At 62.7% G+C, this 23,408-nt stretch carries 25 protein-coding genes, 1 tRNA gene and 1 pseudogene; 17 read left to right on the forward strand and 10 right to left on the reverse strand.

Annotation, left to right across the window (positions count from 1 at the left end; genetic code table 11):
* The first annotated feature begins 43 nt into the window (after nt 1-43).
* The 13 genes from OE856_RS09960 (at nt 44) to OE856_RS10020 (ending at nt 8,863) form a co-directional block, all read left to right on the forward strand.
* Nucleotides 44-640, forward strand: a complete 597-nt coding sequence (locus OE856_RS09960; protein ID WP_263715941.1) for an FMN-dependent NADH-azoreductase — start codon at nt 44-46, stop codon at nt 638-640.
* 207 nt (nt 641-847) lie between these two features.
* Nucleotides 848-2,356 carry a signal recognition particle protein gene (gene ffh / locus OE856_RS09965; protein WP_263715942.1) on the forward strand — a complete coding sequence of 503 codons (1,509 nt, stop codon included), beginning with the start codon at nt 848-850 and terminating at the stop codon, nt 2,354-2,356.
* A 9-nt stretch (nt 2,357-2,365) separates the two neighbouring features.
* A complete protein-coding gene (locus OE856_RS09970) occupies nt 2,366-2,971 on the forward strand; it encodes a GNAT family N-acetyltransferase (protein ID WP_263715943.1) in 606 nt (201 codons plus the stop codon).
* Nucleotides 2,964-3,260 carry a chorismate mutase gene (locus OE856_RS09975; protein WP_263715944.1) on the forward strand — a complete coding sequence of 99 codons (297 nt, stop codon included), beginning with the start codon at nt 2,964-2,966 and terminating at the stop codon, nt 3,258-3,260. The genes OE856_RS09970 and OE856_RS09975 overlap by 8 nt, the downstream gene beginning before the upstream one ends.
* Before the next feature lie 43 nt (nt 3,261-3,303).
* Nucleotides 3,304-3,702 carry a 30S ribosomal protein S16 gene (rpsP, locus tag OE856_RS09980; RefSeq protein ID WP_263715945.1) on the forward strand — a complete coding sequence of 133 codons (399 nt, stop codon included), beginning with the start codon at nt 3,304-3,306 and terminating at the stop codon, nt 3,700-3,702.
* A 26-nt stretch (nt 3,703-3,728) separates the two neighbouring features.
* A complete protein-coding gene (locus OE856_RS09985) occupies nt 3,729-4,154 on the forward strand; it encodes an EVE domain-containing protein (RefSeq protein WP_263715946.1) in 426 nt (141 codons plus the stop codon).
* Complete coding sequence (gene rimM, locus OE856_RS09990; protein ID WP_263715947.1) at nt 4,151-4,663, forward strand: ribosome maturation factor RimM; 513 nt, start codon at nt 4,151-4,153, stop codon at nt 4,661-4,663. Before OE856_RS09985 ends, rimM begins: the two co-directional genes overlap by 4 nt.
* Nucleotides 4,660-5,475, forward strand: a complete 816-nt coding sequence (gene trmD, locus OE856_RS09995; protein ID WP_263715948.1) for a tRNA (guanosine(37)-N1)-methyltransferase TrmD — start codon at nt 4,660-4,662, stop codon at nt 5,473-5,475. Before rimM ends, trmD begins: the two co-directional genes overlap by 4 nt.
* Nucleotides 5,472-6,278: a hypothetical protein gene (locus tag OE856_RS10000; RefSeq protein ID WP_263715949.1), complete on the forward strand. Its 807-nt coding sequence runs from the start codon at nt 5,472-5,474 to the stop codon at nt 6,276-6,278. Before trmD ends, OE856_RS10000 begins: the two co-directional genes overlap by 4 nt.
* Nucleotides 6,279-6,587: 309 nt before the next feature.
* Nucleotides 6,588-6,971, forward strand: a complete 384-nt coding sequence (gene rplS, locus OE856_RS10005) for a 50S ribosomal protein L19 (RefSeq protein ID WP_263715950.1) — start codon at nt 6,588-6,590, stop codon at nt 6,969-6,971.
* A gap of 11 nt (nt 6,972-6,982) precedes the next feature.
* On the forward strand, nt 6,983-7,204 hold the full coding sequence (gene rpmE / locus OE856_RS10010) for a 50S ribosomal protein L31 (protein ID WP_263715951.1): 222 nt from the start codon (nt 6,983-6,985) through the stop codon (nt 7,202-7,204).
* A 128-nt stretch (nt 7,205-7,332) separates the two neighbouring features.
* Nucleotides 7,333-7,935, forward strand: a complete 603-nt coding sequence (locus OE856_RS10015) for a hypothetical protein (protein WP_263715952.1) — start codon at nt 7,333-7,335, stop codon at nt 7,933-7,935.
* Between the two features lie 118 nt (nt 7,936-8,053).
* On the forward strand, nt 8,054-8,863 hold the full coding sequence (locus tag OE856_RS10020) for a division plane positioning ATPase MipZ (RefSeq protein WP_263715953.1): 810 nt from the start codon (nt 8,054-8,056) through the stop codon (nt 8,861-8,863).
* Between the two features lie 6 nt (nt 8,864-8,869).
* On the opposite strand, the gene OE856_RS10025 is transcribed toward OE856_RS10020, so the two are convergent.
* The 4 genes from OE856_RS10025 to OE856_RS10040 all read right to left on the reverse strand — a co-directional run bounded on the left by OE856_RS10025 (nt 8,870) and on the right by OE856_RS10040 (nt 14,163).
* Nucleotides 8,870-10,117 carry a TULIP family P47-like protein gene (locus tag OE856_RS10025; RefSeq protein ID WP_263715954.1) on the reverse strand — a complete coding sequence of 416 codons (1,248 nt, stop codon included), beginning with the start codon at nt 10,115-10,117 and terminating at the stop codon, nt 8,870-8,872.
* The gene (locus OE856_RS10030) at nt 10,114-11,622 is read right to left on the reverse strand and encodes a TULIP family P47-like protein (RefSeq protein WP_263715955.1); all 1,509 of its coding nucleotides are present in this window, start codon (nt 11,620-11,622) and stop codon (nt 10,114-10,116) included. The genes OE856_RS10025 and OE856_RS10030 overlap by 4 nt, the downstream gene beginning before the upstream one ends.
* 55 nt (nt 11,623-11,677) lie before the next feature.
* Entirely contained in the window at nt 11,678-13,366 is a 1,689-nt protein-coding gene (locus OE856_RS10035) for a TULIP family P47-like protein (protein WP_263715956.1), read from the reverse strand.
* A gap of 113 nt (nt 13,367-13,479) precedes the next feature.
* On the reverse strand, nt 13,480-14,163 hold the full coding sequence (locus OE856_RS10040) for a hypothetical protein (RefSeq protein ID WP_263715957.1): 684 nt from the start codon (nt 14,161-14,163) through the stop codon (nt 13,480-13,482).
* Nucleotides 14,164-14,383: 220 nt separating this feature from the next.
* Between OE856_RS10040 and OE856_RS10045 the strand changes: the two genes are divergently transcribed.
* Nucleotides 14,384-15,085 carry a Crp/Fnr family transcriptional regulator gene (locus tag OE856_RS10045; RefSeq protein ID WP_263715958.1) on the forward strand — a complete coding sequence of 234 codons (702 nt, stop codon included), beginning with the start codon at nt 14,384-14,386 and terminating at the stop codon, nt 15,083-15,085.
* A gap of 1 nt (nt 15,086) precedes the next feature.
* On the opposite strand, the gene OE856_RS10050 is transcribed toward OE856_RS10045, so the two are convergent.
* From OE856_RS10050 to OE856_RS10065, 4 genes are all read right to left on the reverse strand, one after another.
* The gene (locus OE856_RS10050) at nt 15,087-15,884 is read right to left on the reverse strand and encodes an adenylate/guanylate cyclase domain-containing protein (RefSeq protein ID WP_263715961.1); all 798 of its coding nucleotides are present in this window, start codon (nt 15,882-15,884) and stop codon (nt 15,087-15,089) included.
* Entirely contained in the window at nt 15,881-16,795 is a 915-nt protein-coding gene (locus OE856_RS10055) for a hypothetical protein (RefSeq protein WP_263715962.1), read from the reverse strand. Before OE856_RS10055 ends, OE856_RS10050 begins: the two co-directional genes overlap by 4 nt.
* Nucleotides 16,796-16,814: 19 nt before the next feature.
* On the reverse strand, nt 16,815-18,995 hold the full coding sequence (locus tag OE856_RS10060; RefSeq protein ID WP_263715963.1) for a pyridoxal phosphate-dependent decarboxylase family protein: 2,181 nt from the start codon (nt 18,993-18,995) through the stop codon (nt 16,815-16,817).
* Nucleotides 18,996-19,135: 140 nt separating this feature from the next.
* Nucleotides 19,136-19,729, reverse strand: coding sequence for a DUF805 domain-containing protein (locus OE856_RS10065; protein ID WP_263715964.1), 594 nt, complete (start codon nt 19,727-19,729; stop codon nt 19,136-19,138).
* Nucleotides 19,730-20,034: 305 nt separating this feature from the next.
* On the opposite strand from OE856_RS10065, the gene OE856_RS10070 reads away from it, so the two are divergent.
* From OE856_RS10070 to OE856_RS10080, 3 genes and pseudogenes are all read left to right on the forward strand, one after another.
* On the forward strand, nt 20,035-20,682 hold the full coding sequence (locus OE856_RS10070) for a hypothetical protein (RefSeq protein ID WP_263715965.1): 648 nt from the start codon (nt 20,035-20,037) through the stop codon (nt 20,680-20,682).
* A gap of 154 nt (nt 20,683-20,836) precedes the next feature.
* The gene (locus tag OE856_RS10075; protein WP_263715966.1) at nt 20,837-21,385 is read left to right on the forward strand and encodes a hypothetical protein; all 549 of its coding nucleotides are present in this window, start codon (nt 20,837-20,839) and stop codon (nt 21,383-21,385) included.
* 108 nt (nt 21,386-21,493) lie between these two features.
* A pseudogene (locus OE856_RS10080) lies at nt 21,494-21,620 on the forward strand (IS5/IS1182 family transposase); the annotation flags it as partial.
* A gap of 238 nt (nt 21,621-21,858) precedes the next feature.
* Here the strand turns inward: OE856_RS10080 and OE856_RS10085 are convergent.
* Nucleotides 21,859-21,935: transfer RNA gene (locus tag OE856_RS10085), tRNA-Arg, on the reverse strand.
* Nucleotides 21,936-21,989: 54 nt separating this feature from the next.
* On the reverse strand, nt 21,990-23,396 hold the full coding sequence (locus OE856_RS10090) for a sensor histidine kinase (protein WP_263715967.1): 1,407 nt from the start codon (nt 23,394-23,396) through the stop codon (nt 21,990-21,992).
* Nucleotides 23,397-23,408: the final 12 nt, after the last annotated feature.

The following is a 23,408-nucleotide window of genomic DNA, read 5'->3' on the forward strand; positions in this document are numbered from 1 at the left end:
TCATCTTGGGAACAGACAGTTACCCAATGGCAGGAGCCACCCAATGACCCGCACCATTCTTCGCATCGACAGCTCGATCAAAGGCCCGCAATCGGTGTCGCGCCAGTTGACCGACAAGGTGATCGCCCGACTGACCGCCGACGCCCCCGACGCCACGGTCGTCACCCGCGACCTGGCCGCCCTGCCCGCCCCGATGATCGACGGCGGATGGCTGGGCGCGGTGTTCACCGATGCCGATCAGCGCAACGCCGACCAGACCCAGGTTGCGGCCCTATCGGACACGCTGATCGACGAGGTGAAAGCCGCCGATACGATCGTGATCGGCCTGCCGATCTACAATTTCAACATGCCCGCCCAGCTGAAGGCTTGGCTGGATCAGCTGACCCGTGCTGGCGTGACCTTTAGATATACCGAAAACGGCCCCGTCGGCCTGGTCGAGAACACCCGCGCCATCGTGGTGATGACCTCGGACGGCACCAAGATGGGGTCCGAGATCGACTTTGCCACGCCCTATCTGAAACACTTGCTGGGCTTTATCGGCATCACCGATGTGCAGTTCGTCGCCGCCGACGCCATGGTGCATGACCGCGAGGCCACGCTGAAAGCCGCGCATGAGGCGGTCGAACGCCTGGCAGCCTGACATGAAAGGCCGGGCGGCCAGAGCCTTGACTCTGCGCTGATCCCGGCCTAAACCGCCCGAGATTTCCGGAAGTGGCCATACTTCCGGTCCTTGGTTAACAAGGATCGCCCCCCGTCAGCGAGGTTTCGCCCACGGGGGACATTGGCGTTTTAGGCGTCGGCCCTTATCTGGGGCGGGCAAGGATCAACGGTCTTAGGAGGGCCAGGCATGTTTGAAAATCTATCCGAACGCCTGTCTGGCGTATTCGACCGCCTGACCAAACAGGGCGCCCTGTCCGAGGATGACGTCAAGACCGCCCTGCGCGAAGTGCGCGTTGCGTTGCTAGAGGCTGACGTTTCGCTGCCCGTGGCGCGTGATTTCGTGCGTGCCGTGCAGGAAAAGGCCACCGGCCAGGCCGTGACCAAATCGGTGACGCCGGGCCAGCAGGTGGTCAAGATCGTCCATGACGAGCTGGTGCATGTGCTGGCCGGCGACGACGAGGCGACCGAGCTTAAGATCGACAACCCGCCCGCGCCGATCCTGATGGTCGGCCTGCAGGGCTCGGGTAAAACCACCACCACCGCCAAGCTGGCGAAACGGCTGAAGGAAAAGAACGGCAAGCGGGTGCTGATGGCCTCGCTCGACGTCTACCGCCCCGCCGCACAAGATCAGCTGGCTGTGCTGGGTGCGCAGATCGGGGTTGATACCCTGCCGATCGTGCCGGGCCAGAAACCGGTGGATATCGCCAAGCGCGCCAAGCAGCAGGCCACGCTGGGCGGCTATGACGTCTACATGCTGGATACCGCCGGCCGTCTGCATATCGACGATGTGCTGATGCAAGAGGTCGAGGACGTTCGCAACGCCGTCAGCCCGCGCGAGACCCTGCTGGTGGTCGACGGCCTGACCGGTCAGGACGCGGTGAACGTGGCCGAACAGTTCGACGGCCAGATCGGCATCTCGGGCGTGGTGCTGACCCGGATGGATGGCGACGGGCGCGGCGGTGCCGCCCTGTCGATGCGCGCCGTTACCGGCAAGCCGATCCGCTTTGTCGGCCTTGGCGAAAAGATGGACGCGGTCGAGGAATTCCACCCCGAGCGTATCGCCGGCCGTATCCTCGGCATGGGCGACATCGTTTCGCTGGTGGAAAAGGCCCAGGAAACCATCGAGGCCGAACAGGCCGAGCGCATGATGAAACGGTTCCAGAAGGGCCGCTTCAACATGAACGACCTGAAGATGCAGCTGGAACAGATGCTGAAAATGGGCGGCATGGAAGGCGTGATGGGCATGATGCCCGGCATGGGCAAGATGGCCAAGCAGGTGCAGGACGCCGGCTTTGACGACAGCATCCTGCGCCGCCAGATCGCGCTGATCAACTCGATGACCAAGGTCGAGCGCGCGAACCCGCAGATCCTGCAGGCCAGCCGCAAGAAACGCATCGCCGCCGGTGCCGGTCTGGATGTGGCCGAGCTGAACAAGCTGCTGAAGATGCAGCGCCAGATGGCCGATGTGATGAAGAAGATGGGCAAGATGGGTAAGGGCGGCATGCTGAAACAGGCCATGAAGGGCATGTTCGGCAAGGGCGGGATGCCCGCCGGCATGGACCCGTCGCAGATGGACGCCAAGGCGCTGGAAGCGGCAGCCAAGCAGATGGGCGGCAAGCTGCCCGGCGGCGGCCTGCCCGGTCTTGGCGGTGGCGCCCTGCCCCCCGGCCTGTCCGGGTTCGGCAAGAAAAAGTAAGAGCCGACCATGAGCACGACCGATATCCCCGTCATCGAAACCCAGCGCCTGATCCTGCGCGGCCCCGAGCCCGAGGATTACCCTGATTTCAAGGCGACGTTCTCGAGCTATCGCTCGCGTTTCATGGGCGGGCCGCTGAACAAGTACGAGGCCTGGATGCTCTATGCGGCCGAGATCGGCCATTGGCGCATTCGCGGATTCGGCATGTGGATGATCCACGACAAGGCCACCGACGAGACGCTGGGCATGGCCGGCGGCTGGCAGCCCGCGGGCTGGCCCGAACGCGAAATCGCCTGGATCATCTGGCCCGACAAGGCCGGCCATGGCTATGCGCTTGAGGCCACCCATGCCACGCGCAAGTATTTCTACAAGCATTGCGGCTGGGAAGGTGCGGTCAGCTATATCGACCCCAAGAACCTGGACAGCATCCGCCTGGCCGAGCGCCTGGGCGCCAAGAAAGACCCGCTGGCCCAGACCATCGACGGCAATGACGCGGTCTATCGTCATCCGTCGCCCGAGAAGATGCGGTCGAGCCAGATCGCCGACGGGATCGAGCTGGAAATCAGCCATTACTGCGACCCGCTGTTCAAGCCGAAAGGATGGGCCATTGACTGATCCTGCGACCCGCGCCGCGGAACTTTTGAAAGAGCACCGCGAAAGCATCGACCGGCTGGACGCGATCTTGGTCTATACGCTGGGCGAACGCTTCAAGCACACCCAGTCGGTGGGCAAGCTCAAGGCCGAGCATGACCTGCCGCCCAGTGACCCGGCCCGCGAGGCCAAACAGATTGCCCGGCTCGAAGAGCTGGCCGTTCAGGCCGATCTTGATCCGGAATTCGCCAAGAAATTCCTGAATTTCATCATTCAGGAAGTCATCAAACACCACGAACAACACCAGAAATAGGCGGCCCGCCCGCCCATCGCCAAATTCCAAGGAGAACCTGACAATGGCACTTAAAATTCGTCTCGCCCGTGGCGGCTCGAAAAAACGCCCCTTCTACCGCATCGTTGCCGCCGACTCGCGCATGCCGCGTGACGGCCGTTTCATCGAGAAGCTGGGCACCTACAACCCGCTGCTGCCCAAAGACAGCGAAGAGCGCGTGAAAATGGACATCGAGCGCGTGCAGTACTGGCTGAGCCAGGGCGCCCAGACCACCGACCGCGTCGCCCGCATGCTGGAAGCCGCAGGCGTCAAAGCCAAGGCCGAGCGCAACAACCCCAACAAGGGCACCCCGGGCAAGAAAGCCCAGGACCGCGCCGAAGAGAAAGCCGCCAAGGCCGCCGAAGCTGCCGAAGCCGCTGCCGCCCCTGCTGAAGAGGCTGCCGCCGACGAAGGCGCCGAATAATCGGCCCTTTGGCGAAAGGACAGGCAATGAGCCCCCGTTACTGGATCGGCGTTGCCCACAGCAAACAGGCAGAAGCCGCCCGTATGGGCGGCTTTTGTGCGTTTTCCCACGGCAAGGAAAGCGCGGTGCGCCGCCTCGGCCCCGGCGACATGTTCGTCTATTACGCACCCAAGACCGATTTCGACGGCGACCCGGTTCAGGCTTTTGTTCAGCTGGGCCGTGTCACCGACAGCGCCCCGGTCGAGCGATTGCTGCCGGGCACAGACTTTCGTCCCTGGACACGCGGCGCCACCTATGAGGACGTGCGCGAGGTGCCGGTGCGCCCGATGCTGGAAAGCTTTGGCTTTATCCGCTCGCCCCGGCATTGGGGTATGGCTTTTCGGCGCAGTTTGTTCGAAATTCCCCAAACGGATTTTGAACTTATCGCAGCAGCGATGCGAGGAACGGCATGAGCGACGACAGGCTTTGCGTAGGCGCCATTGGTGGCGCATTCGGGGTGCAGGGCGAGGTGCGGCTGAAAAGCTTTTGCGCCGATCCCGAGGCCATTGCCGATTACGCCCCGCTTTACACCGAGGATGGCACGCGCACGTTCGATCTGCGGATCACCCGCGCGATCAGCGGCGGCTTTGCCGCGCGCATGACGGGGATCACGACCAAGGAAGAGGCCGACGCGCTGAAGGGCACGCGCCTCTTTGCCGATCGCGACGCCCTGCCCGACCTGCCCGATGACGAATTCTATCACGCCGACCTGATCGGGCTTGAGGTACTGGATACCGGCGGCCGGGCGCTGGGCGTTGTGCGCTCGGTTCAGAACCACGGCGCGGGCGATTTGCTAGAGGTGTTCGGCCCCGGCATGAAGGCCACGGTTCTGCTGCCCTTTACCGCCGCTGCGGTGCCGACGGTTGACCTCAAGGCTGGGCGCGTGATCGCCGACCCGCCCGAGGGGCTGTTTCCGGAATGACCGCGCGCGGGTCGAAATCTCATGGCCGATTGTCGATCTCGGCCAGCGTGCAGCCGCGCGACCTGATGACCGACCGACCGCGCGTGCGCGGGGCCTGGACGGCGCGGATCATCACGCTGTTTCCCAATGCCTTTCCCGGCGTGCTCGAGGAATCTCTGACCGGCAAGGCGCTGGATACCGGCACCTGGGCGCTGGAAACCATCGACCTGCGCCCCTTTGGCGAGGGCAAGCACCGCAATGTCGACGACACGCCTGCGGGCGGCGGCGCGGGCATGGTGCTGCGCGCCGATGTGGTCGGTGCCGCGCTGGAGCAGGCCGCGATCGGCACGCCCGAGGACCGGGCGCGCTGGCCCGTTGTCTATCTGTCGCCACGCGGGCGGCGCTTTGATCAGGCCATGGCGCGCCGCTGGGCCGAGGCCGACGGCATCACCCTGCTCTGCGGCCGGTTCGAGGGTGTCGACCAGCGCGCGCTGGATCATTACCGGGTCGAAGAGGTCAGCCTGGGCGATTTCGTCCTGACCGGCGGCGAGATCGCCGCGCAGGCGATGATCGACGCCACGGTGCGGCTGTTGCCGGGCGTGCTGGGCAACCAGGCCTCGACTGAAGAGGAAAGCCATTCAAGCGGCCTGCTGGAGCATCCGCAATACACCCGCCCCGCCGTGTGGAAAGGCCGCCCGATCCCCGAGGTTCTGCAATCGGGCCATCACGGTAAGATCGAGGAATGGCGGCGCGAGCAGTCCCACGCCCTGACCCGCGAGCGCCGCCCCGACCTGTGGGCCGCCCATCAGGCGCGCGAGAGCGGCCGCGAATGACCCATGTGATCGTGCATGCGGGCTTTCACAAGACCGGCACGACCAGCCTGCAACAATGCCTGCGCGCCCATCGCAAATTGCTGAAACCGCATGTGGCGCTGTATTTCGGCGCGCGCCTTGGCCCGGTGCAGCATCGCGGGCGGCATTACGGCTATAGCCCCACCGACGAGATGCTGGGCAAGTTCCGCCGCGCCCTGCGCCGGTTTCTGCGCGACGTGCCCGAGGCCGATCAGATCGTCCTGTCGCGCGAGGCGTTCAGCGGCGCTCTGCTGGGCGAAACCCGTGTCGATGGCAGCCGCATCACCTGTTACCACCCCACTTCCGTGCCGCTGGCGCGCGCGTTGGCGGGCGGGCTGCGTGAGCGGTTCGGCGACGGGGTGCAGATGACATTCGTCTATTCGACCCGCGACAATGACAGCATGATCGCCAGCGCCCACCGGCACCTGCTGCGCCTGCGGCGGATGACCGACGATCTGGATGCCTTTGCCGCCAGCCTGGAGTTCGACATCGCGTCCGAGCTGAATGCCCTGCGCGCCGCCCTGGGCGACGTGCCGCTGGTCGAGGCGCCGCTGGCGCAATACGGCCCCAGCCCCGCCGGCCCCGCGACGGCCATTCTTGACCTGCTGACCCTGCCCGACGCGCTGCGCGCCGGCATCACCTGGGACACGCACAACCGCCCCGGCCAAAGCGCCGAATTGTCTCAAGAACTGCTGCATCTCAACCGCACCGTCACCGATGACGCCGCGCTGGCGGCAGCCAAGCGCGACCTGTTGCTGGACCGCGAGGGCATCCGCCCCGATTAATCACCCGCCGCCCCTTGCCATATGGGCAAATCGTCGTATAAGGGCGCCCTTGAGCAACGATTGGCGGAAAGATTCTCTTTCGGCCCGTTGTTCGTTTCCCGGCCCTGTGGCCGCGGATCGCAAGCGGGCTTCTCCGCCCGTCCCCTGCGCCGCAGCGTCGCCTGACCGGGATCACAAGGAACGTCGCCCTGACCTCTGGCGGGCTTGACCGGCAACATGGCCGGCAGGGACCCGGAAGGAGACCAAGAGCTCTGAGGACGCGGAAACCAACTTCACGGGCAAAACCGTGAGCATATAGGAGTGAAAGCGATGGATCTGATCGCGCAACTCGAAGCCGAGCAGATTGCTCAGCTGGACAAGACCATCCCGGATTTCAAAGCCGGTGATACCATCCGCGTCGGTTACAAAGTGACCGAAGGCACCCGCACCCGTGTGCAGAACTACGAAGGCGTCTGCATCAGCCGCAAAAACGGCGCGGGCATTGCCGGTTCGTTCACCGTGCGCAAGATTTCGTTCGGCGAAGGCGTGGAACGTGTGTTCCCGCTGTACTCGACCAACATCGACAGCATCGAAGTTGTGCGTCGTGGCCGCGTTCGCCGCGCCAAGCTGTACTATCTGCGCTCGCGCCGCGGCAAATCGGCCCGTATTGCCGAGGTTTCCAACTACAAACCCAAAGCTGACGCCGAAGCGTAAGGAGCGGACCGATGAAAAAAGACATCCATCCCGATTACCACCTGATCGACGTCAAACTGACCGACGGCACCGTGGTGCAGATGAAATCGACCTACGGGTCGGAAGGCGACACCCTGGCTCTGGACATCGACCCGTCGGTGCACCCCGCCTGGACCGGTGGCTCGCAGCGCCTGATGGACGCTGGCGGCCGCGTGTCGAAGTTCAAGAACAAATACGCCGGCCTGGGCTTCTAAGACCCGGCTGCCCGTTGGGGCAAAGCGTGATATTGCAACGCCTCGCAGCACCCGCTGCGGGGCGTTTTCTTGTGGCCCCGCGCCGCATTTTCGGCATTCTGGGCGGGCAGGCAGGATAAAGGCGCGCGATGGACTGGTTTTCCAAGATCTTCACCTCGATCCCCTGCGGCATCGCCGACTGGACCCAGATCTGGGGCGATCCGCTGTTGTCGGGCACGGTGTTCATGATCGGCTATGGCCTGGCCGGGGTGCTGATGCTGCGCATCGCGGCGCGCACGGTGGGGCGCGAGCGCTGGCTATGGCGCATCTGCGGCTGGCTGTTCGTGTTTCAGGTGGCAAACACCCATCTCGACATGCATGCGCTGGTGGTGTCCTACGGGCGCTGCCTGGCCCGCGCGCAGGGCTGGTATCAGGGGCGGCACGACATTCAGCTGGTGGTGCTGATCGGCGCGCTGGCGCTGGCGGCGGCGATCATCCTGGGCGGGCTGGTGGTGTTCTATCGCAACATCCTGGGCAACGCGCTGTTGGTGCTGGGGGTGACGGTCGCGCTGGGGCTGACGGTGGTCAAGGCGATCAACTATCACCACATCGAACATTTCTATGTCGGCGTGTTTGGCCAGTTTCGCGGCGCCGATCTGATCGAGCTGTCGGGCGTCGCGTTGGCCCTGATCGCGGCCCTGCTGAAATGGCGCGGGCTGCGCGATTCCGTTGCTGCGGCTGCAGAAAAATAGCGCCAGACGCAAGATCATTCCGCGCCCTTGGGGCAACATCTTGGTCTTTCCAATTCGGGCTGTGGCAGATACTGTGTATGGGATCACGGACCAACGCGTGAAGCATTGAGGGACAGTCATGGCGCATATCATCGTCGTGGGTAACGAAAAGGGCGGTGCGGGCAAGTCTACCGTGTCGATGCATGTGGCCACCGCGCTGGTGCGCATGGGCCACCGCGTAGGCTGCCTTGACCTTGACCTGCGGCAGCGCAGTTTCGGCCGTTACATCGACAATCGTCGCGCCTTTGTCGCCCGCGAGGGGCTGGACCTGCCGGTGCCCGATTACCGCGACCTGCCCGAGATCGACCGTGACGAGCTGGACCCCGGCGAAAACATCTATGACCGCCGCCTGTCGATGGCCGTGGCCGGGATGGAGGAAGAGGTCGATTTCATCCTGATCGACTGCCCCGGTTCGCACACGCGCCTGTCACAGGTCGCACATTCGCTGGCCGACACGCTGATCACGCCCCTCAACGACAGTTTCATCGACTTTGACCTGCTGGCCCGCATCGAACAGCCTTCGGGCAAGATCCTGGGCCCCTCGATCTATTCCGAAATGGTCTGGAGCGCGCGCCAGCTGCGGGCGCAGGCCGGGCTGCCCGCCATCGACTGGGTGGTGCTGCGCAACCGCCTGGGCGCCCAGCAGATGCACAACAAGAAAAAGATGGGCGACGCGCTGGTCAACCTCTCGCGCCGCATCGGCTTTCGCGTGGCGCCCGGCTTCAGCGAGCGGGTGATTTTCCGCGAACTCTTTCCCAGCGGCCTGACCCTGCTGGATCTCAAGGATATCGGGGTCAAGGGGCTGAACCTGTCGAACGTCGCCGCGCGGCAGGAATTGCGCGACCTGATGATGGCCGTGAACCTGCCCGGCGTGACGGTCGATTTCTGACCGGGCCTAGTTTGGCCGCGTGTCGCAGAACCACAGACAGCCGTCCATCTTGGCATCCCCCACCTGAAAATCGCGCACCCCCGTCCAGTTGGTGGTGCTGACCTCTTGGGCATTGATGCGCTGCATGCCGCGTGCAAGGGCGGTGGCAATCGCCCGGATCGGGCCGTCGAAAAAGCTGACGATCCAGCGCACCAGCCAGCCGATCAGAACATCCAGCACGCCGGGCAGATTGGCGGTATGGCTTTCCTTGGGGTTGGGGTCGGGCTTGAACGTCACCTGTCCCTTGGCCGCGTCAAAGGCAAAGGGCATGGTGATATCCAGCGTGCAGGTCAGCACCGCGCCCAGGCCCAGCTCGGTCTTGGTGGTGGCAACGCAGGACAGCGCGGACGGTTTCAGCGAGAACACGAGCCCGGTCAGCACTGGCTCGTAGGTCGACAGCCCATATTTCTGCGGCGGCAGCGGGATCGGGCGGGCATTGAGGATCTTGCCCGATTTCATCACGAAATGGGTACGCGGGCGGAAATCGGTTTCCAATGTCGGCAGCAGCAGGCGCTCGGTGAACATGCGGGGCGAGATCACCAGATAGGCCGACCCTGCGCGCGCGATCAGCGACGGGTCGAACCGGGTGATCTTGCCCGGTGGTTTCGACAGCGCGCCCAGCACCGCCATGTATTGCCGCCCCTCGGATGTCACCACGTGGCACCAGTCGGTATAGGGCGTGGCCAGCACGCCGGCGCTGGTGGTGCCGCGGGTTTCGACCGAGGCAAAGACATAGCTGACATCGGCCCCATGCGCCGACAGGCAGGCGGCGGCGGCGCTGCGCAGCACGGCCTTTTGCAGTTCGGTCAGCTTGCCCTTGGGGTCGTCGATATCCAGCGGCAGCACCGGGTCGTCGGGGCCGCGTTGATCGTGGGGCGTAAAGTCGAACATCAGGTCGGTCTTGCCCGACCCGTCCGGCGCGGGCAGCAGCCGCAGCGCCAGCTTGACGATCAGATCCACCCCCGACACATCGACCGAGCGGCGCTGACGCGGCAGGCCCTTCATATGACCCGACTGTACCGGGATGCGCAATTGCAGCTGTTGCAGCGACCCGCCGGGCATGATCTCCCACGCGCCGAACCGGCCATTCAGGTGCAGATTGCCCTCGCGATAGTCGAACAGGGTGATCAGTTCGTTCTGGCGGGCGGCTAGCGAGGCGTTGACCAGCTTTACATCGGTGATCGAGGCCACGTCCCATTCGTTCAGCGTCATCATGGCGCGCGCTCCTGCATGCGTGTGGCAAAGCGGGCCTGAAAGGCGGCGGCGGGCGTGGCACCCGCTGCGGTGCGCAGGGCCGGGTCGGCGGTATAGGTGCCCCCGATCTGAAGCGCGCCGTTCAGCCCGGCCACGGTCGGGTCGAACTTGGTGCCGGTGGCAAAGGTCACGGCGTCGGTCGCATTGGCCACCAGCATGTCCACGGGTGGGCCGTCGCCCTCGCCCACCAGTTCTGCAATTTCCATGGCGGTGATCGTGCCGATGCTGCCCACCAGCGCGATGTAAAGCGCGCCCATCACCAGTGTGCTGGTGCCGAAGGTGCCCAGCCACAGCAACAGCCCGGCGATGGCCGCGATGATGCCCAGGATGATCTCGGTGATGACGGCGCCCTTGGTTTTCTCGGTCGAGTTTTCCGACTTGAACGGCTGGGTTTCATAATACCCCAGCGTCTTGCCGCCGCTTTTGCGCTTGATCAGGCCAAAGCCGTAATGCCCGGTCGAGGTGCAGACCGAATAGACCCCCGGCACGATCTTGGTCTTGGTGATGCTGAATACGCTCAGCTCGGTCTCGCCCAGATCGACATCCAGCTTGACCAGATCGGGGTCGTATTTCTTGCCGTCGTTCTCGATCTCTTTCAGATGCGCGGTGTGCTTGATCGACAGACCGGTGTCATCGCCCGCATACTTGATGTTGTCGGCCTCGAGCCCCTCAAAGGCCCGCGGCAGCGCGCCGCCCAGCATGTCGCGCAGATAGCGCCGTTTCGAGATCAGATAGGCCGCTCGGGTGCCCGGCGGGATGGCGTCGGCCTCGACCTGATAGATCAGCCCGTCGGCCGAGCGCCCCCCGGTCTGGCACAGCACGCCCAGCACGCTTTGTTCGGGGTCGCGGGCGTTATAGCCAAAGGCATAGGCCACGTGCGTGGGTTTGAGCCAGGCAAAGGCCGCGTTCTGGTCGACGACCTTGTGGATGTTCACCGTGGCAAAGACCTGGGTGAACTGGTGCAGGTTCTGGTCCAGCCACTGGCCCAGCGCCATCATCACATAGGCCTGATCAACAACGCCGCCGGTATCGTCCAGCTCGACCCGTGTCACCTCGGCGGCATGGCGGTGGGCGCGCTCGGCCCGCAGCTTGACCACCAGCAGAAACAGCCGCGTGTCGCCCTTTTCATTCGGGTCATGCGGCAGCAGTTCGAGATGCACATCGACCATGGCGCGGCCGGTATCATAATGCCGCGTCTGGCCGTGATCGGTCAGGGTGATGTCGGTCAGGGGCAGTTCCATCGACAGGGTCGGGCCGTCGCTGTCGGGCAGGATGCGCCAGGCGCCGAACCGGGCGCTGACCGAGATGGCCTTTTGCGCCAGCGCCTCGAACCCCGGCGGGCTGGTGCCGGCCTGGGCAATCGCGGCGTTCAGTTCCGAGATATGGATCGCGGCGACCGTATCCCATTTGTTGGTGGTCACCGACTGGCCGGTGGTGGTGAAGAAATCGCTGGGCAGATGTTTCATCGGGGGCCTCGCTGTCATGAGAACGGGGGCCGCGTGCACGGCCCCCGAGGGTGGATCAGAAGGCGAAGTTCGGATCGCCGATGGTTTGGAAGCTGCCGTTGAATTGCACCGCCTTGACCGTGTATTCGGTCTGAGCCTCGGGCCAGGTGACGGGCTCCATCACGGTGGCGGCGAATTCCTTGTATTGCGGCAGTTCCTTGGCGGCATCCTTGTCGGCCATCTTGGCCAGGATTTCCTCGACGGTCAGAGCGGCGGTCATGATATAGATCGCCACCGCGCGGCCACTGGTCATCGCGCCCAGAATCCAATTGCCCAGCGTGGCCTCGCCGCCCTCTTCCATGGCCTGGGCGGCCTGCGCCCCCTCTTCGGCCATGTCGGCGGCGGCCTCTTCATCGACCGCGCCATCGGCGACGATATCGGCGATCTGCAAGGCGCCATCGGCGGCCTCTTCGACATCTTGCGCGATGAACCGCAACCAGCCGGCCCGTGCCAGCGGGAACAGCAGCGTCAGCACATTGGCAAAGATCACGATCCATTCGACCGTTTCGGCATATTTGGTCTTTTTCGCATAGGCGGTGTGGGTCGCGACCTTCAGCTCTGCGCTGCCAGAGCCGGGGATCAGATCGAACACCTGGTTTTCGTTCAGCCGCGCCACGTTGCGGGTCTGGAAATGGTGGTGGATGTTCAGCCAGTATTCCCCCAGCGGCTTGTAATAGGGGTGGCGCAGATCCTCGAACAGGACGTCCAGATAGGTTTCCTCCATCTTGACGATCATGGTCCGGGCATCGACGCGGCAGGCGCAATCCTCATCCCCGACCTTCATCTTGTCGATGCGCAGGTCTTCGTTGTTGGTGATTGCGGTCTGGTTATCGGTCAGCTCGAAGTAATCCTCGGGCCATTTCTTCATCGGGTTGTTCTTGACCGGCCCCGAGAACATGTAGCCCATGCCGCCGATCAGCATTTTCGACAGGAACCGTTCCTTGGAAATCAGGAAGGACGAGCGTTCGCCATCGGGGATGGTTTCGCGGGTGATGATCTGATCGGGCGAGGGCGTGCGATCCTCGGTCATGCACAGAACGCCCAGGATGCCGGTCGCGACCGAGACCGTGTCGTCGATCACCGCGTAGCTGGTATAGGTCGGCTGCAGCCACTGGAATTTGCCCTCGGTAACCTTGGCGCCGATATTCACCGTCGCAAAGGTGTGGCTAAATTGATCGAGGTTCTTGTTCAGCCAGCTGCCCATCAACGAGATCAGCCAGGTGCGCACATACAGGTCGCTGTCGCTGCCCGAGTAGTTGCATTCCTCAACCGTCACGACGGCATTCTTGCCATCGGGCATTTTCAGCCGCAGCGCATGCAGCGTGCCGCCATCGGGGCCGGGCGCGTGCGGGATCGATTCCATCTGCACACGGATGATGTATTCGACATCGGTGCGCACCTCGTCCGCGTCGCCCGTATGTTTGAACGTGACCGAGGGCACCGGCAGTTTCATGAACACGTTATGGCCCGCGCCTCCGACGGTCAGCTCCCAGTCAGAGAACGTGCCCTCGATCGAGAAATCCTCGTTCGGGCCTTGCTCGGCATGCACCAATGTCTCTTGGAAAACGTCCGGGCTGGACCCGGCTTTCTTGATGGCCGAGTTCACGTCGGCATAGCGGATGGCATAGACGGTGTCCCAGCCGTTGAGGATATCGTTGCTGCCGCTGGTGGGGTTCGCCGTGGGCGCGGTTTGCATCTTGTTCATCTCTGAAACTCCCTGATGTGGTGATGGGAACAGACTGTCAGAGATGAAAAAGGCCCGCTGTGTCACTCGTCACAGCGGGCCGAAAATGTGTTTGGGGGAAAATGAACGGGCGGTCAGGCCTTGCGCCGCTTGTTGCGCAAAACACTCATGGCACCAACGGCCCCAAGCAAAAGCAGCCCTGCGGGGGGCAGCGGAACGGCCGCCGAAACCGGGTCGGCCGTAATGGTGTATTGCAGCGTATAGCTGGTCAGCGGCACGACGGCCGAAGTCGGGAAATAGTTGCCGTCATCCAGCGGGATCAGCCAGCTGGACAGATGCGTGGCGCGCCCGTCACCCGCCATCACAGGCGACTGGCTGCCGACCCAGGCCGAATGGCCCACGGTCATTTCGATCACCAGCGAATAGATGCCGGCGGTCAGGTCGAGACCCGAAAACGGGGTCAGGCTGGTGGTGGTCAGGCCGGTGCCGACAATCGCGCTGACCGCTTTCAGCCCGGCGATCGATCCGGTCGGGCCGACCGGGCTTTGCGTCAGGTAGGCCAGGCCGGAACAGCCCGTGGGCGTGAAACAAAACAGATCGAACGAGAACGCCGCGTTGGTCAGGTCGGCATTCAGCGAGAATGTCGCCGCCGCCCCGTCCGAGGCCGCCAAGGGCAGCGTGTCGGGGCCCAGCGATTCGTAACCGTCCTGCGGGCCCTGGATATCCAGCGCGACGGTCGAGGCGGTGGCGGGGGAAGCCAGAACAAAAAGCCCCGCAATCAGGGCCGCGATACTATTGATACGAAAACCGAAAGTCACTTTGTCTTCCCCCTTTGCCGCGGATTTCCCGCGACCCAATGATCTGACGCCGGAAACCCGGCAGAAAATAAACTCTGCCGATGGTCGCCCCGGAATCATGTTAAATCAAAGCGGAATCTGCATAATTTGACTGTGACGCGCGTCACAGTTTGCGCATTGTTTGCCATTGCCAACCAATCGCGGCACATATGTGAACATTGTTTACGATACGGGAAATCTGATGCCCCCCGATACCGAAAAATCCGAGGCAACCTATCTGGCCGGGCCTCTGTTCGCCGCTTTTTCCGAGAAGGGGCGCCAGGAATTGCTGGCGCGCGGGGTGATGCGCGACTGGGCGCGGGGCGAAACCGTGTTTCTGCGCGGCGATCCGGGCGATTATTTCGTCTATGTGCAGGATGGCATCGCCGAGGTTTCGATCACTTCGCTGAACGGGCGCAAATCGGTGCTGAACCACATGCGCGCGGGCGAGATCCTGGGCGAGGTGGCGCTGTTGGACGGCGGGCCGCGCAGTGCCGATGTGGTGGCGCACAGCCGTCTGCGAGGCATCGTGGTGCAGCGTCAGCAGGTGCTGCAATACCTAGGCGAAACGCCCGAGGCGGCGATCGAGATGATCGAGCATCTGTGCGGCAAGGTGCGCAACGCCTCTGACATGTTCGAGACCCATTCGATGACCTCTGCCGCCGCGCGGCTGGCGCGCTGTGTGTTGCAATTCGCGCGCAAATGGGGCGCGACCGATGCCGAGGGCCATGTGACGATCACGCAGAAATTCTCGCAGTCCGATCTGGGCGAGTTCTCGGGCCTGGCGCGCGAAAACGTCAATCGCTACATCAGCGCCTGGGCGCGCGAAGGCATCATCGGCTTTGACCGGGGGCGGATCACGCTGTTCGACCCCGACCGGCTGCACGATCTGGCGGAATACTGAGCTAGCCCAGCGCGTAGGCGGTGGTTTCGCCCGTGATGCCTTTCAGTTCCAGCGCGCGCCGGGGCAAATCCTGCCCCTGCCCCGCGGCCTGCACGGCCGCCTCGGACAACAGCGCCTCGCCCGCCTGCGCGGCCCCGGCCAGGCGCGCGGTCAGGTTGACCCCATGCCCAAAGATCGAGATGTCGCGGAAAAGCCCGCGCGCCGCCTGCACGGTGCCGATGAAGATCGGGCCGGTATGCACGCCCACGCCAAAGGGAATGGCCTTGCCATCGGCGCCGGTGATCGCGGCGCCCTGCTGCACCAGCCTGCGCGCGGCGGTCTGCGCCTTGGCGGCGTGATCAAGGCCGGAAAAACCGGGCGGCCAGACGGCCACGACGCAATCGCCGTAAAAGGCCAGGATGAACCCGTCGGATTTCACGATCGTGTCGGTCACCGCATCCAGAAAGCTGTTGATGCGCCCGCTGACGGCGGCGGGTTCGGCGCCCTCGGCGAACTGGGTCGAATTGCGGATATCGACAAAGATCACCGACATCTCGACCTCGGCCCCGCCAGGAAAGGCCTCGAGAAACCCGTCACAGGCATTGCAGAAATTGGGGTTGCGGTTTGAGCGGCCCTTGCCCTTGAAGCGCAGATAGAAACCGCCCAGCCCCTCGAACGGGGCAAAGCACAGCTTGCAGCGCGGATCGCGCGGAAGGCGGGCGTGGAACCTGTGCTGCTTGTTCAGATCGGGGTGACCGGGGCCAAAGATCGTGTGCCACAGGTCCTGGTTGCCCGACTGGGGCTGGTAATTCTCGCTCATGCGGTCTCCTCGCGGCCGTGGCGGTATTCTTCGGGCATCTCGCTGATATGACAACAGGTCTCGCCACAGGGGAAAACCGCGGGGCTGTTGCAGACGATGGTGCAGTGCATAAAGCTGTGGCCCGCCGTCACCTGCCGCACCGGGCCAAGGGCGCGATACATGACCTCGATCTTGTCGCCATTTCGGAACGGCACATCGCAGGGAATGGTCGGCGCGCCGGTATCCGCATCAGTCAGCCGCACCGCCGGCACGGTGACGATGACGCCCGCCTCTAGCATCGGCTTGTCCAGCCAGGCGGGGGCCTCAGACAGGCTCATGACATGGTCGTAATCGGGGCCGTAGGCGGCGGGCTGGAACGGGTCGGAGGCCAGCGCCGCGTGTTGCAGGTTGGTCATGTGGGCCTCTTTGCCCTCGCCCCACAGCCAGTAGGTGGCATAGGGCGGCAGCGTGGCGTTATGCGAAAACGGCCGGAACATCTGCACGCGCTCGACCGTGACCAGCACGTTTTCGATGGCGGGGGTGGCGCGGTCGCGGCTCCAGGGAAAGAAATGCTCGCCCGGGTCTTCGGTCGGCCAATAGATGCCCTGAAAGATATCGGCCCAGAACTCGGTCCGCCGCCCCGAGGCCAGATCGGGGATCGAGAATTCCTTTTGCGGGCCGATACTGTCGTCGTTTTTCTGGTTGCACAGGAAAAAGCAGTCGGACGGATAGGCGCGGCGCAGCTTGCGCAGGGCGGCGGCGTCCTTGGGTTTCAGCTTTAGCTTGAGCACGATCTGATACTTGTGCACCTCGCAGTGATACTGCGTCATGTGCACGCCAAAGAACGTCTTGTCGCCAACCATGACAAAGGCGTGCTGATGCGGAAAGTTCCAGACATCGGGGTGCTCTTCGGGCGGGGCCATCGTAACCATGGGGCGCGTCCTTTCGTTGCTATTGCGGCGGGGTCAGGCCGTGGCGCTGCATGACCTGTTGGGCCGCGCGGGTGGCGGTGCGGCGCAGGATGCGCATCAGGGTGGGCACGAAACTGCCCTCGCTGGTGGCGGTCAGCCAGGGGTTTTGCGTGGTCGAGATCAGGAACCGCAGGCTGTCGCCCGGCGTGGGGTCAACGCCACAGCGGCGGGCATAGGCCGATACGAAATCCTGGCCATAGGCCTGAGGCGCAAAGGCCGAGGCGGTGACGAACATCTCGACCTCGGGCGGGCGACCGGCGTGATAGGTCTGCACGCTCATCATGTGGAACATGGCGTCGTTCATTTCGTTCATCAGGGCCATGTCGCGGTTCGGCCCGTCGATGGTGCGGAAATTGAACGCATAGTTCAGGATCGACAGATCGCCGCCCAGTTCCTTGAAGATCGCCCGCACCTTTTCATCCAGCGTGAATTTCTCGATCAGCGCGTCATTGTCCAGATCGACGATCTCGCGCCGGATATAGTCGATCTGCGCGGCAATCTCGGACGGCGTGCCACCGGCGCGCTCAACTGGCAGCGGCTTGAACGGCGTCACCGTAAAGATGTCACCCGCATCGGGCATCGCCACCAGCGCGGCGTGAAAACGTTTGTTGTTGAAGATGCAGCGCCCTAGCAGCCGGCCATAACCCGAACGATCGGTGGGGATCATGCTGTGCGACAGGTAGACCCCCGCCGCCGCCGCGCCGGGTTTCGAGCCTTCGATGCCATAGACGCCCACGGTGGGTTCGGTGCCGCCATGGAACACCACGTCGGCGGTATAGGAAATCAGGTCGCGCATATCGCCGTTGCGATAGCACAACCCGCCCGCCGGATAGGGGATGAACCCCGATTTATGCGGGTCGAGGGTGATGCTGTCGGCACGCGGATAGGCGGCGATCTGGCGGCGGACGTAATCGCTGAGCTGCTGGTCGGGCATCCGGTCGAACGCATTGGGCGCGCGGAATTCGTCGCCCGGCTGGGGCGGCGGGGCCTCGCGCAGCATCGCGGCGAAATAACCGCCCCAGGCGCCATCGACATGCAGGGCGAATTCAAGGCCCATCTGGCGGTATTCGTCTCGGATATCGGCGATCTCGGCCAGCGGGTCGACGGCGCTTTCCTCGGTGCTGCCGACAACGGCGACGACCTGCAGAACGGGCCGCTTTTCGGCCAGGCAGCGATCCAGCGCGCGGCGCAGGGCGACGGTATCCATGCGCCCGTCGGCATCCAGCGCGATCGGCCAGACGGCGCTGGCCCCGATACCGATCATGGCGGCGGTCTTGGGCCAGGAATAATGCGCGGTGGCGGGCACCATAACCACGGGCGACCCGTTGGGCATCTCAGACAGGTGGCGGCGGTAGAAATCGAGGATGCCGATATTTTGCAGCGCGTATTTCGGCAGCGTCGCCTCGATATCGGCCGAAGTCACACCGGTGGTGGACACCATGCGCCGGGTCAGGCCGATCGCCTGGTCGACGGGCAGGTTCAGCAGCTGCCAGGTGTCCAGTTCCAACAGCCGGGCGCGGGTGCCGTCGGTGGTTTGAACGGTCAGGTTGCGGGCATCCGACAGGCGTTCTTCGGCGCGAATGGCGGCGGCGACGGCCACGGGCAGATAGGTCAGGTTGCGCGCGGCCCACATGGCCTCGCCATTGGCGATCGAGCCGTCGCAAGTGATATGCCCCCAGGGCGCAATGGCGCCGGTCGCGCGGGCATCAGACGTGGGGATTTCGAACCCCAGCATCCGGCACAGATCCTCGCCCACCTCGATTTCCAGATGGGTGGTGACCGGCGAGGCCTCGGTCGCGACGTTGTTCTGGTTATACAGCATCGCGGCGAAATAGCCGACCGATCCGGGCAGCGTGATATCCCAATACATATGCGACTGGTTGCGATAGCTGGCCAGCGGCAGAGACCCGTTCAGCGCGCGCAGCATGTCATTCAGCCGATCCCCCAACAGGGCAAGCGTCTGCTGGTGCGGCTTGGCGGCGCGTTCTTCGGCGCTGACAAATTCGGGATCATTCGGCATATAGCGCCGCCGCGCCTCGGCATGCGAGGCCACGGCGCGGGTCACCAAATGGGTCAGGGCATCATGATTCTCGGCCTTGGGGCCAAGAAACCAAGCTGCGGGCGATGTGCCTCCGGGGCGTCCCAGCTTTAGGTTTTTCATGGCACCATCCCCCGTTTCCGCGCCCCGTTTCACGGCAAGGGCGGCCAATCGTTACGAGGGCAATGCTAGGGGCAAAGCCAGTTTCTGCAAATAGTTAATGGCAGATCATGCGCTGATCAGGCTGCCCGGTTGCAGCAACCCTATGACCTGGGCGACGACAGGGCGGGGCCATACTGGTTGGCCTCGGGTCGCCCACGCCGTGCGAGCCAAACGATGCTGAGAATCAAGCTGGCGAACATCGAAATCAACGACACAAAGAGCAAGGCCGTCGGCGGTTGGGGCACGGACACGGTTTCGCCAAGAGAGGGCACTGCGGTCCGCACCTGTTCAGATACCGGAACATCCACCTGGAACGCCAGCACAGTTATTACCACCAACAATATAGCCACACCCCAACACAACGCCAGATGCCAACCAGGGCGCCCGATGTCATGCAGACGCCTGTTCGCTGCAGCGAGGAATGGAAGAAAAACCGCGAGTTGAATAAATGTTGAAAATGGGCCGGGACCGTATTTTACCGTGTTCTGCAGACCCTGTGTTGTGCCTTGAGAAGTTGTTACAACGACAAACTTGGCTTCAATTACTGGTCCAAAAACCATGACATTCGCAATCGACGCGATGATCGAAACCAAAAAGATGCCAAGCACGAATTTCCAAAACTCTGCCCTAGATGCTCGTCCTGAAAACACAATGTACTTCCGCAAACACGTCTTTACCGCCTCAACCAGTGTCATCATTCACTCCAACCCGACCCCGAAAACACACCTTAAAGTTGTTGTTCCTGCGATACAAGGCGCCTTGATGCCGGGAAGCAACTGACAGCTGCGCCTGCGCCTATGACCGCGTTTAGAGACTACGTCTATCTAGCAAGGCGTTTGCCGTGATCGACCACAGCCGCAAACACAAAAGTCCGATTAGCGCGGCTGGTGACAGAAACCCTGACCAAGCGCTAACTAGAACGTAGGTTTCCATAGGCTCCGGGTAGTGGATGTATCGCCGTGGCGTCGGCAAAATGAAGGTAAGCACTCCTTGAAATGAGGTGCGGCCAATCAATGCGACATGCAGACCCCAGAAAAGGATTCTGGTCAGGGTCGGGTATGCCCTCGTCCAGGAAGGGATAAGCACCGGCGTCTATCCAGTCCTGCCCAAGAATCCCGAATTCGCGCGCATCGGAGCCGAGGCAGCGGCGCTTTACGAGTTGCTGAACCCTGGAACGATTCTTGACACGGGTGCGGGTGGCAGCCCCGCAAAACAGCGCGCTTTACAGGATTTCATTGAAGCCGTTGGCGAAGCGTACGCACGCGGAGATTTACGGCTTCAGGAAGGCGAGCTGGCGCAAGGCTGGGTCGAGGTTTTCCCGGAACTTTCGGAAGGCGAGCGCCGTTTGGGGCAACTGCCGGGCTTCACTCCGGAACGGATCGAGCAATGGCTTGAAACCTACCCAATTGAAGACCTCGGCTTGCCGAACAACACTGGCTCCCCCATTCCCGGCGATCCGACCGACAACAGTATTTCAACTCCGGTGCCGGAGGAGACTGGTCCGAACATCGTTGAAGCCCGACCTGGAAACACAACAATCCCTGACGGCAACAGCTTTCTGCCTTATGGCGCGAAGGGCGATGGGCAAGAACACATCACCGACAAATCAGTTATCGCTCTCGCGGCCATCGTCATCTACTGGCTTTGAAACTCAATGTGTCCAGACCCTAGGAAATTGTGGCGTTAGGGTGCATCATTCAGGCGTTCATATAAGTATATAATTTGATGATGTGTCTCGAATCTGTACCTTAGGGATTAAATGATCAACCATTTGAATTTAAATCAATATTAGGAAAGCGTATTTGACCAAACTGACATTAGAAAATCACCTCGAACGAGACACTCGCCTAGATTGCTGGAGCGTCCACGGTATCGGCCCTTATTCCCATTCAACTGACGACTGGGTCAAAATGGTTTTAGACGTATCCCTTGAGGTTGATCTGCCGCCGTTTTTAGTTGAGATGTTTGATCGTGCTCAGGCCAGTATGGTCTACGGATGCTATTACTATCCACTCTTCACGCTTGGAATAGAGGAGCTTTTCCGCTTCGGTGAGAGCGCGTTCCGCGAGGCTGTCAAAGAAGCTGAACCATGCAGCAGCCTCAACAGGAAGAGATACGCTGATCTCCAGAAGTGGGCTTCTGAAGCAGGTTTGATCGATACTGCTACCGCTAGTCGCTGGAATGCATCGCGCCGGCTACGCAATTCAGTCAGCCACAAGGATGGTGCATTTTTGTTAGGCCCTAATGATGCGTTGGAACAATTGGATATCACCAAAGAGCTAGTAGAGTCGCTGTTTATTAATTGTCGAGACTATGCGAGGCGAAATCTCAGAACTCAAATCAATGAATGACCGCGATGGCATTGTCAGATTAGGGTCAAGACCCATTGATTATCTGGGATCGGCATGATTCACGACTCGAAAGCCGAGCGGTGAACATGCGTGATCTTTTCTGGCTGATACAAACGGCACAACCGGATCGAGATCATGTTCGGCAGGCTCAAGGATTGGCGACCCGTTACGACAGGTGCCCAAAGTCTTCCTGTCAGCTATCGCTCTCGCGGCCATCGTCATCTACTGGCTTTGAAACTCAATGTGTCCAGACCCTAGGAAATTGTAGCGGAGTCTTTGACCCTGCCGCTTTTGTTTCGTGGGCCAGAGGGGTTTGGACGAGCCAAACGCCCCTGTCGAATAGCATTACCTCGCTCCCTCCTGCGTTCGCCACGTAGCAGATCAACGCAACAGGCCACACGGGCAAAAACGGGGATTGGGTCACGTTATGACACGTGGGTCAGGTTCGTCTGACGTTCCACTAAAGGGGGAAGTGGCGGACTGGGGAGGATTCGAACCCCCGACCCCTTGATTCGTAGTCAAGTACTCTATCCAACTGAGCTACCAGTCCGTGGAGGCGTGATTTAGACGCGCGCGCCGGGCATTGCAAGGGGGTAAGGGCAACTTATTGGGCCGCGTCGGAAATTATTTCGACGCCCTTCGGCAGGCGGATCAGAAAGTGCGTTCCCGCATCATTGCTGCTGACCAGTTCCAGCCGCCCGCCATGGCCGCGGATCAGTTCGGCCGAGATCGCCAGCCCCAGCCCGGTGCCGCCCTTGCGGATGCCGCCCTGGAAGGGCTGGAACAGGTGCTCGCGCGCCTTGGGCGGCAGGCCGGGGCCGGTATCGGTGATGTTGATCTGCCATTCATGATCGGTTTCGTCGGCGCGAATGCCGATCTCTCCGGTCTTGCCGCTGGCGACGATGGCCTGGCGCGCGTTGCGGATCAGGTTGGACAGCACGCGGAACAGCTGTTCGCCATCGGCGCGCAGCACCAGCCCGGCGGGCACGTCCTCGGCAAAGCTGATGTCGTGCTCGCCCGCGGCTAGGCGTTCGCTATCGACCACGTCATTGATGATGGCGGCCAGCGGCACCCGGTCGAGGCGCGGGGCGGGTTCCTCGGCCTTGCCAAAGGCCAGCGTGGTTTCGCACAGGTTCACCGCCCGGCTGATCGAGCCTACCAGTTTCGGCGCGGCGCGCTTGACGGCGGGGTCTTCGCTGCCCTCCATCCGGTCGGCGAACAGCTGGGCCGTAGTCAGGATGTTGCGCAGATCGTGGCTGATCTTGGCGACGGCACCGCCCAGCTGCGCTAGGCGCTGTTTTTGCTTCAACGCGCCGGTCAGCTGGGTTTCCATGGTTTGCAGGGCGGCCTCGGCCTCGCGCAGTTCGACCACCCGCGACGAAGGCGTGATGATGCGCCGGGCATCCTCGGGGGCGTCGGCATAGGCTTGCATCGCCTGCACCACATTGCGGATCGGAACCACCAAGATGCGCCGCACCGCCAGGAACAGCAGAAAGGCCGTGATCACCGAGATCACCGCCGACAGGGCCAGGATGCGCAGGCCATAGTCGATCATCGCCATGCGCAGCGGCGCGGTGGACATGGTGACCTCGATCAGCAGACCGGCCTGCTGCACCGGCTCGCCGATCACGCGGATCACCCGATCCTGGGTATCGACCAGCCGCACCAGCGCATCGCGCATCAGCACCCAGGCCGATGGATCGCGCAGGTCATAGCTGGTGGCGATCGGGCCGGGGATGGGCGAGGACAGCACCAATTGCCGCGACTGGTCGCGGCGCAGCACCACGTTATAGACCCCGGCATTGGTCAGCAGCTCGGCCTCAAGGTCGTCGTCGATCATGTCTTCGGTGGCCAGTGTCGCCAGTGATGCGATCTGCGCGCGTTCGAGATGCGACAGCAGGTAATCTTCGCGGAACCGGGCGATCGAGGGCACAAAGATCAGCACTTCGGCCAGCATGACGAAGGCAACCGTCAGCAGCAGGAAGCGACCTGATAATGTGTTCAGAGCCATCGTTTCACCCGT

This window comes from Actibacterium sp. XHP0104, assembly GCF_025751515.1.
Classification (GTDB): Bacteria; Pseudomonadota; Alphaproteobacteria; order Rhodobacterales; family Rhodobacteraceae; genus Actibacterium_D.

What these genes read in the sequence shown, in the direction of transcription:
- OE856_RS10030 (WP_263715955.1), bottom strand. Translation starts at nt 11,622, where the DNA reads ATGAAACATCTGCCCAGCGATTTCTTCACCACCACCGGCCAGTCGGTG.
- rplS (WP_263715950.1), top strand. Translation starts at nt 6,588, where the DNA reads ATGGATCTGATCGCGCAACTCGAAGCCGAGCAGATTGCTCAGCTGGAC.
- OE856_RS09960 (WP_263715941.1), top strand. Translation starts at nt 44, where the DNA reads ATGACCCGCACCATTCTTCGCATCGACAGCTCGATCAAAGGCCCGCAA.
- OE856_RS10025 (WP_263715954.1), bottom strand. Translation starts at nt 10,117, where the DNA reads ATGATGACGCTGAACGAATGGGACGTGGCCTCGATCACCGATGTAAAG.
- OE856_RS10035 (WP_263715956.1), bottom strand. Translation starts at nt 13,366, where the DNA reads ATGAACAAGATGCAAACCGCGCCCACGGCGAACCCCACCAGCGGCAGC.
- OE856_RS09985 (WP_263715946.1), top strand. Translation starts at nt 3,729, where the DNA reads ATGAGCCCCCGTTACTGGATCGGCGTTGCCCACAGCAAACAGGCAGAA.
- OE856_RS10020 (WP_263715953.1), top strand. Translation starts at nt 8,054, where the DNA reads ATGGCGCATATCATCGTCGTGGGTAACGAAAAGGGCGGTGCGGGCAAG.
- ffh (WP_263715942.1), top strand. Translation starts at nt 848, where the DNA reads ATGTTTGAAAATCTATCCGAACGCCTGTCTGGCGTATTCGACCGCCTG.
- OE856_RS10015 (WP_263715952.1), top strand. Translation starts at nt 7,333, where the DNA reads ATGGACTGGTTTTCCAAGATCTTCACCTCGATCCCCTGCGGCATCGCC.
- OE856_RS10060 (WP_263715963.1), bottom strand. Translation starts at nt 18,995, where the DNA reads ATGAAAAACCTAAAGCTGGGACGCCCCGGAGGCACATCGCCCGCAGCT.
- OE856_RS10000 (WP_263715949.1), top strand. Translation starts at nt 5,472, where the DNA reads ATGACCCATGTGATCGTGCATGCGGGCTTTCACAAGACCGGCACGACC.
- OE856_RS10065 (WP_263715964.1), bottom strand. Translation starts at nt 19,729, where the DNA reads ATGACACTGGTTGAGGCGGTAAAGACGTGTTTGCGGAAGTACATTGTG.
- OE856_RS09970 (WP_263715943.1), top strand. Translation starts at nt 2,366, where the DNA reads ATGAGCACGACCGATATCCCCGTCATCGAAACCCAGCGCCTGATCCTG.
- OE856_RS10055 (WP_263715962.1), bottom strand. Translation starts at nt 16,795, where the DNA reads ATGGTTACGATGGCCCCGCCCGAAGAGCACCCCGATGTCTGGAACTTT.
- rimM (WP_263715947.1), top strand. Translation starts at nt 4,151, where the DNA reads ATGAGCGACGACAGGCTTTGCGTAGGCGCCATTGGTGGCGCATTCGGG.
- OE856_RS10050 (WP_263715961.1), bottom strand. Translation starts at nt 15,884, where the DNA reads ATGAGCGAGAATTACCAGCCCCAGTCGGGCAACCAGGACCTGTGGCAC.
- trmD (WP_263715948.1), top strand. Translation starts at nt 4,660, where the DNA reads ATGACCGCGCGCGGGTCGAAATCTCATGGCCGATTGTCGATCTCGGCC.
- rpmE (WP_263715951.1), top strand. Translation starts at nt 6,983, where the DNA reads ATGAAAAAAGACATCCATCCCGATTACCACCTGATCGACGTCAAACTG.
- OE856_RS10045 (WP_263715958.1), top strand. Translation starts at nt 14,384, where the DNA reads ATGCCCCCCGATACCGAAAAATCCGAGGCAACCTATCTGGCCGGGCCT.
- rpsP (WP_263715945.1), top strand. Translation starts at nt 3,304, where the DNA reads ATGGCACTTAAAATTCGTCTCGCCCGTGGCGGCTCGAAAAAACGCCCC.
- OE856_RS10090 (WP_263715967.1), bottom strand. Translation starts at nt 23,396, where the DNA reads ATGGCTCTGAACACATTATCAGGTCGCTTCCTGCTGCTGACGGTTGCC.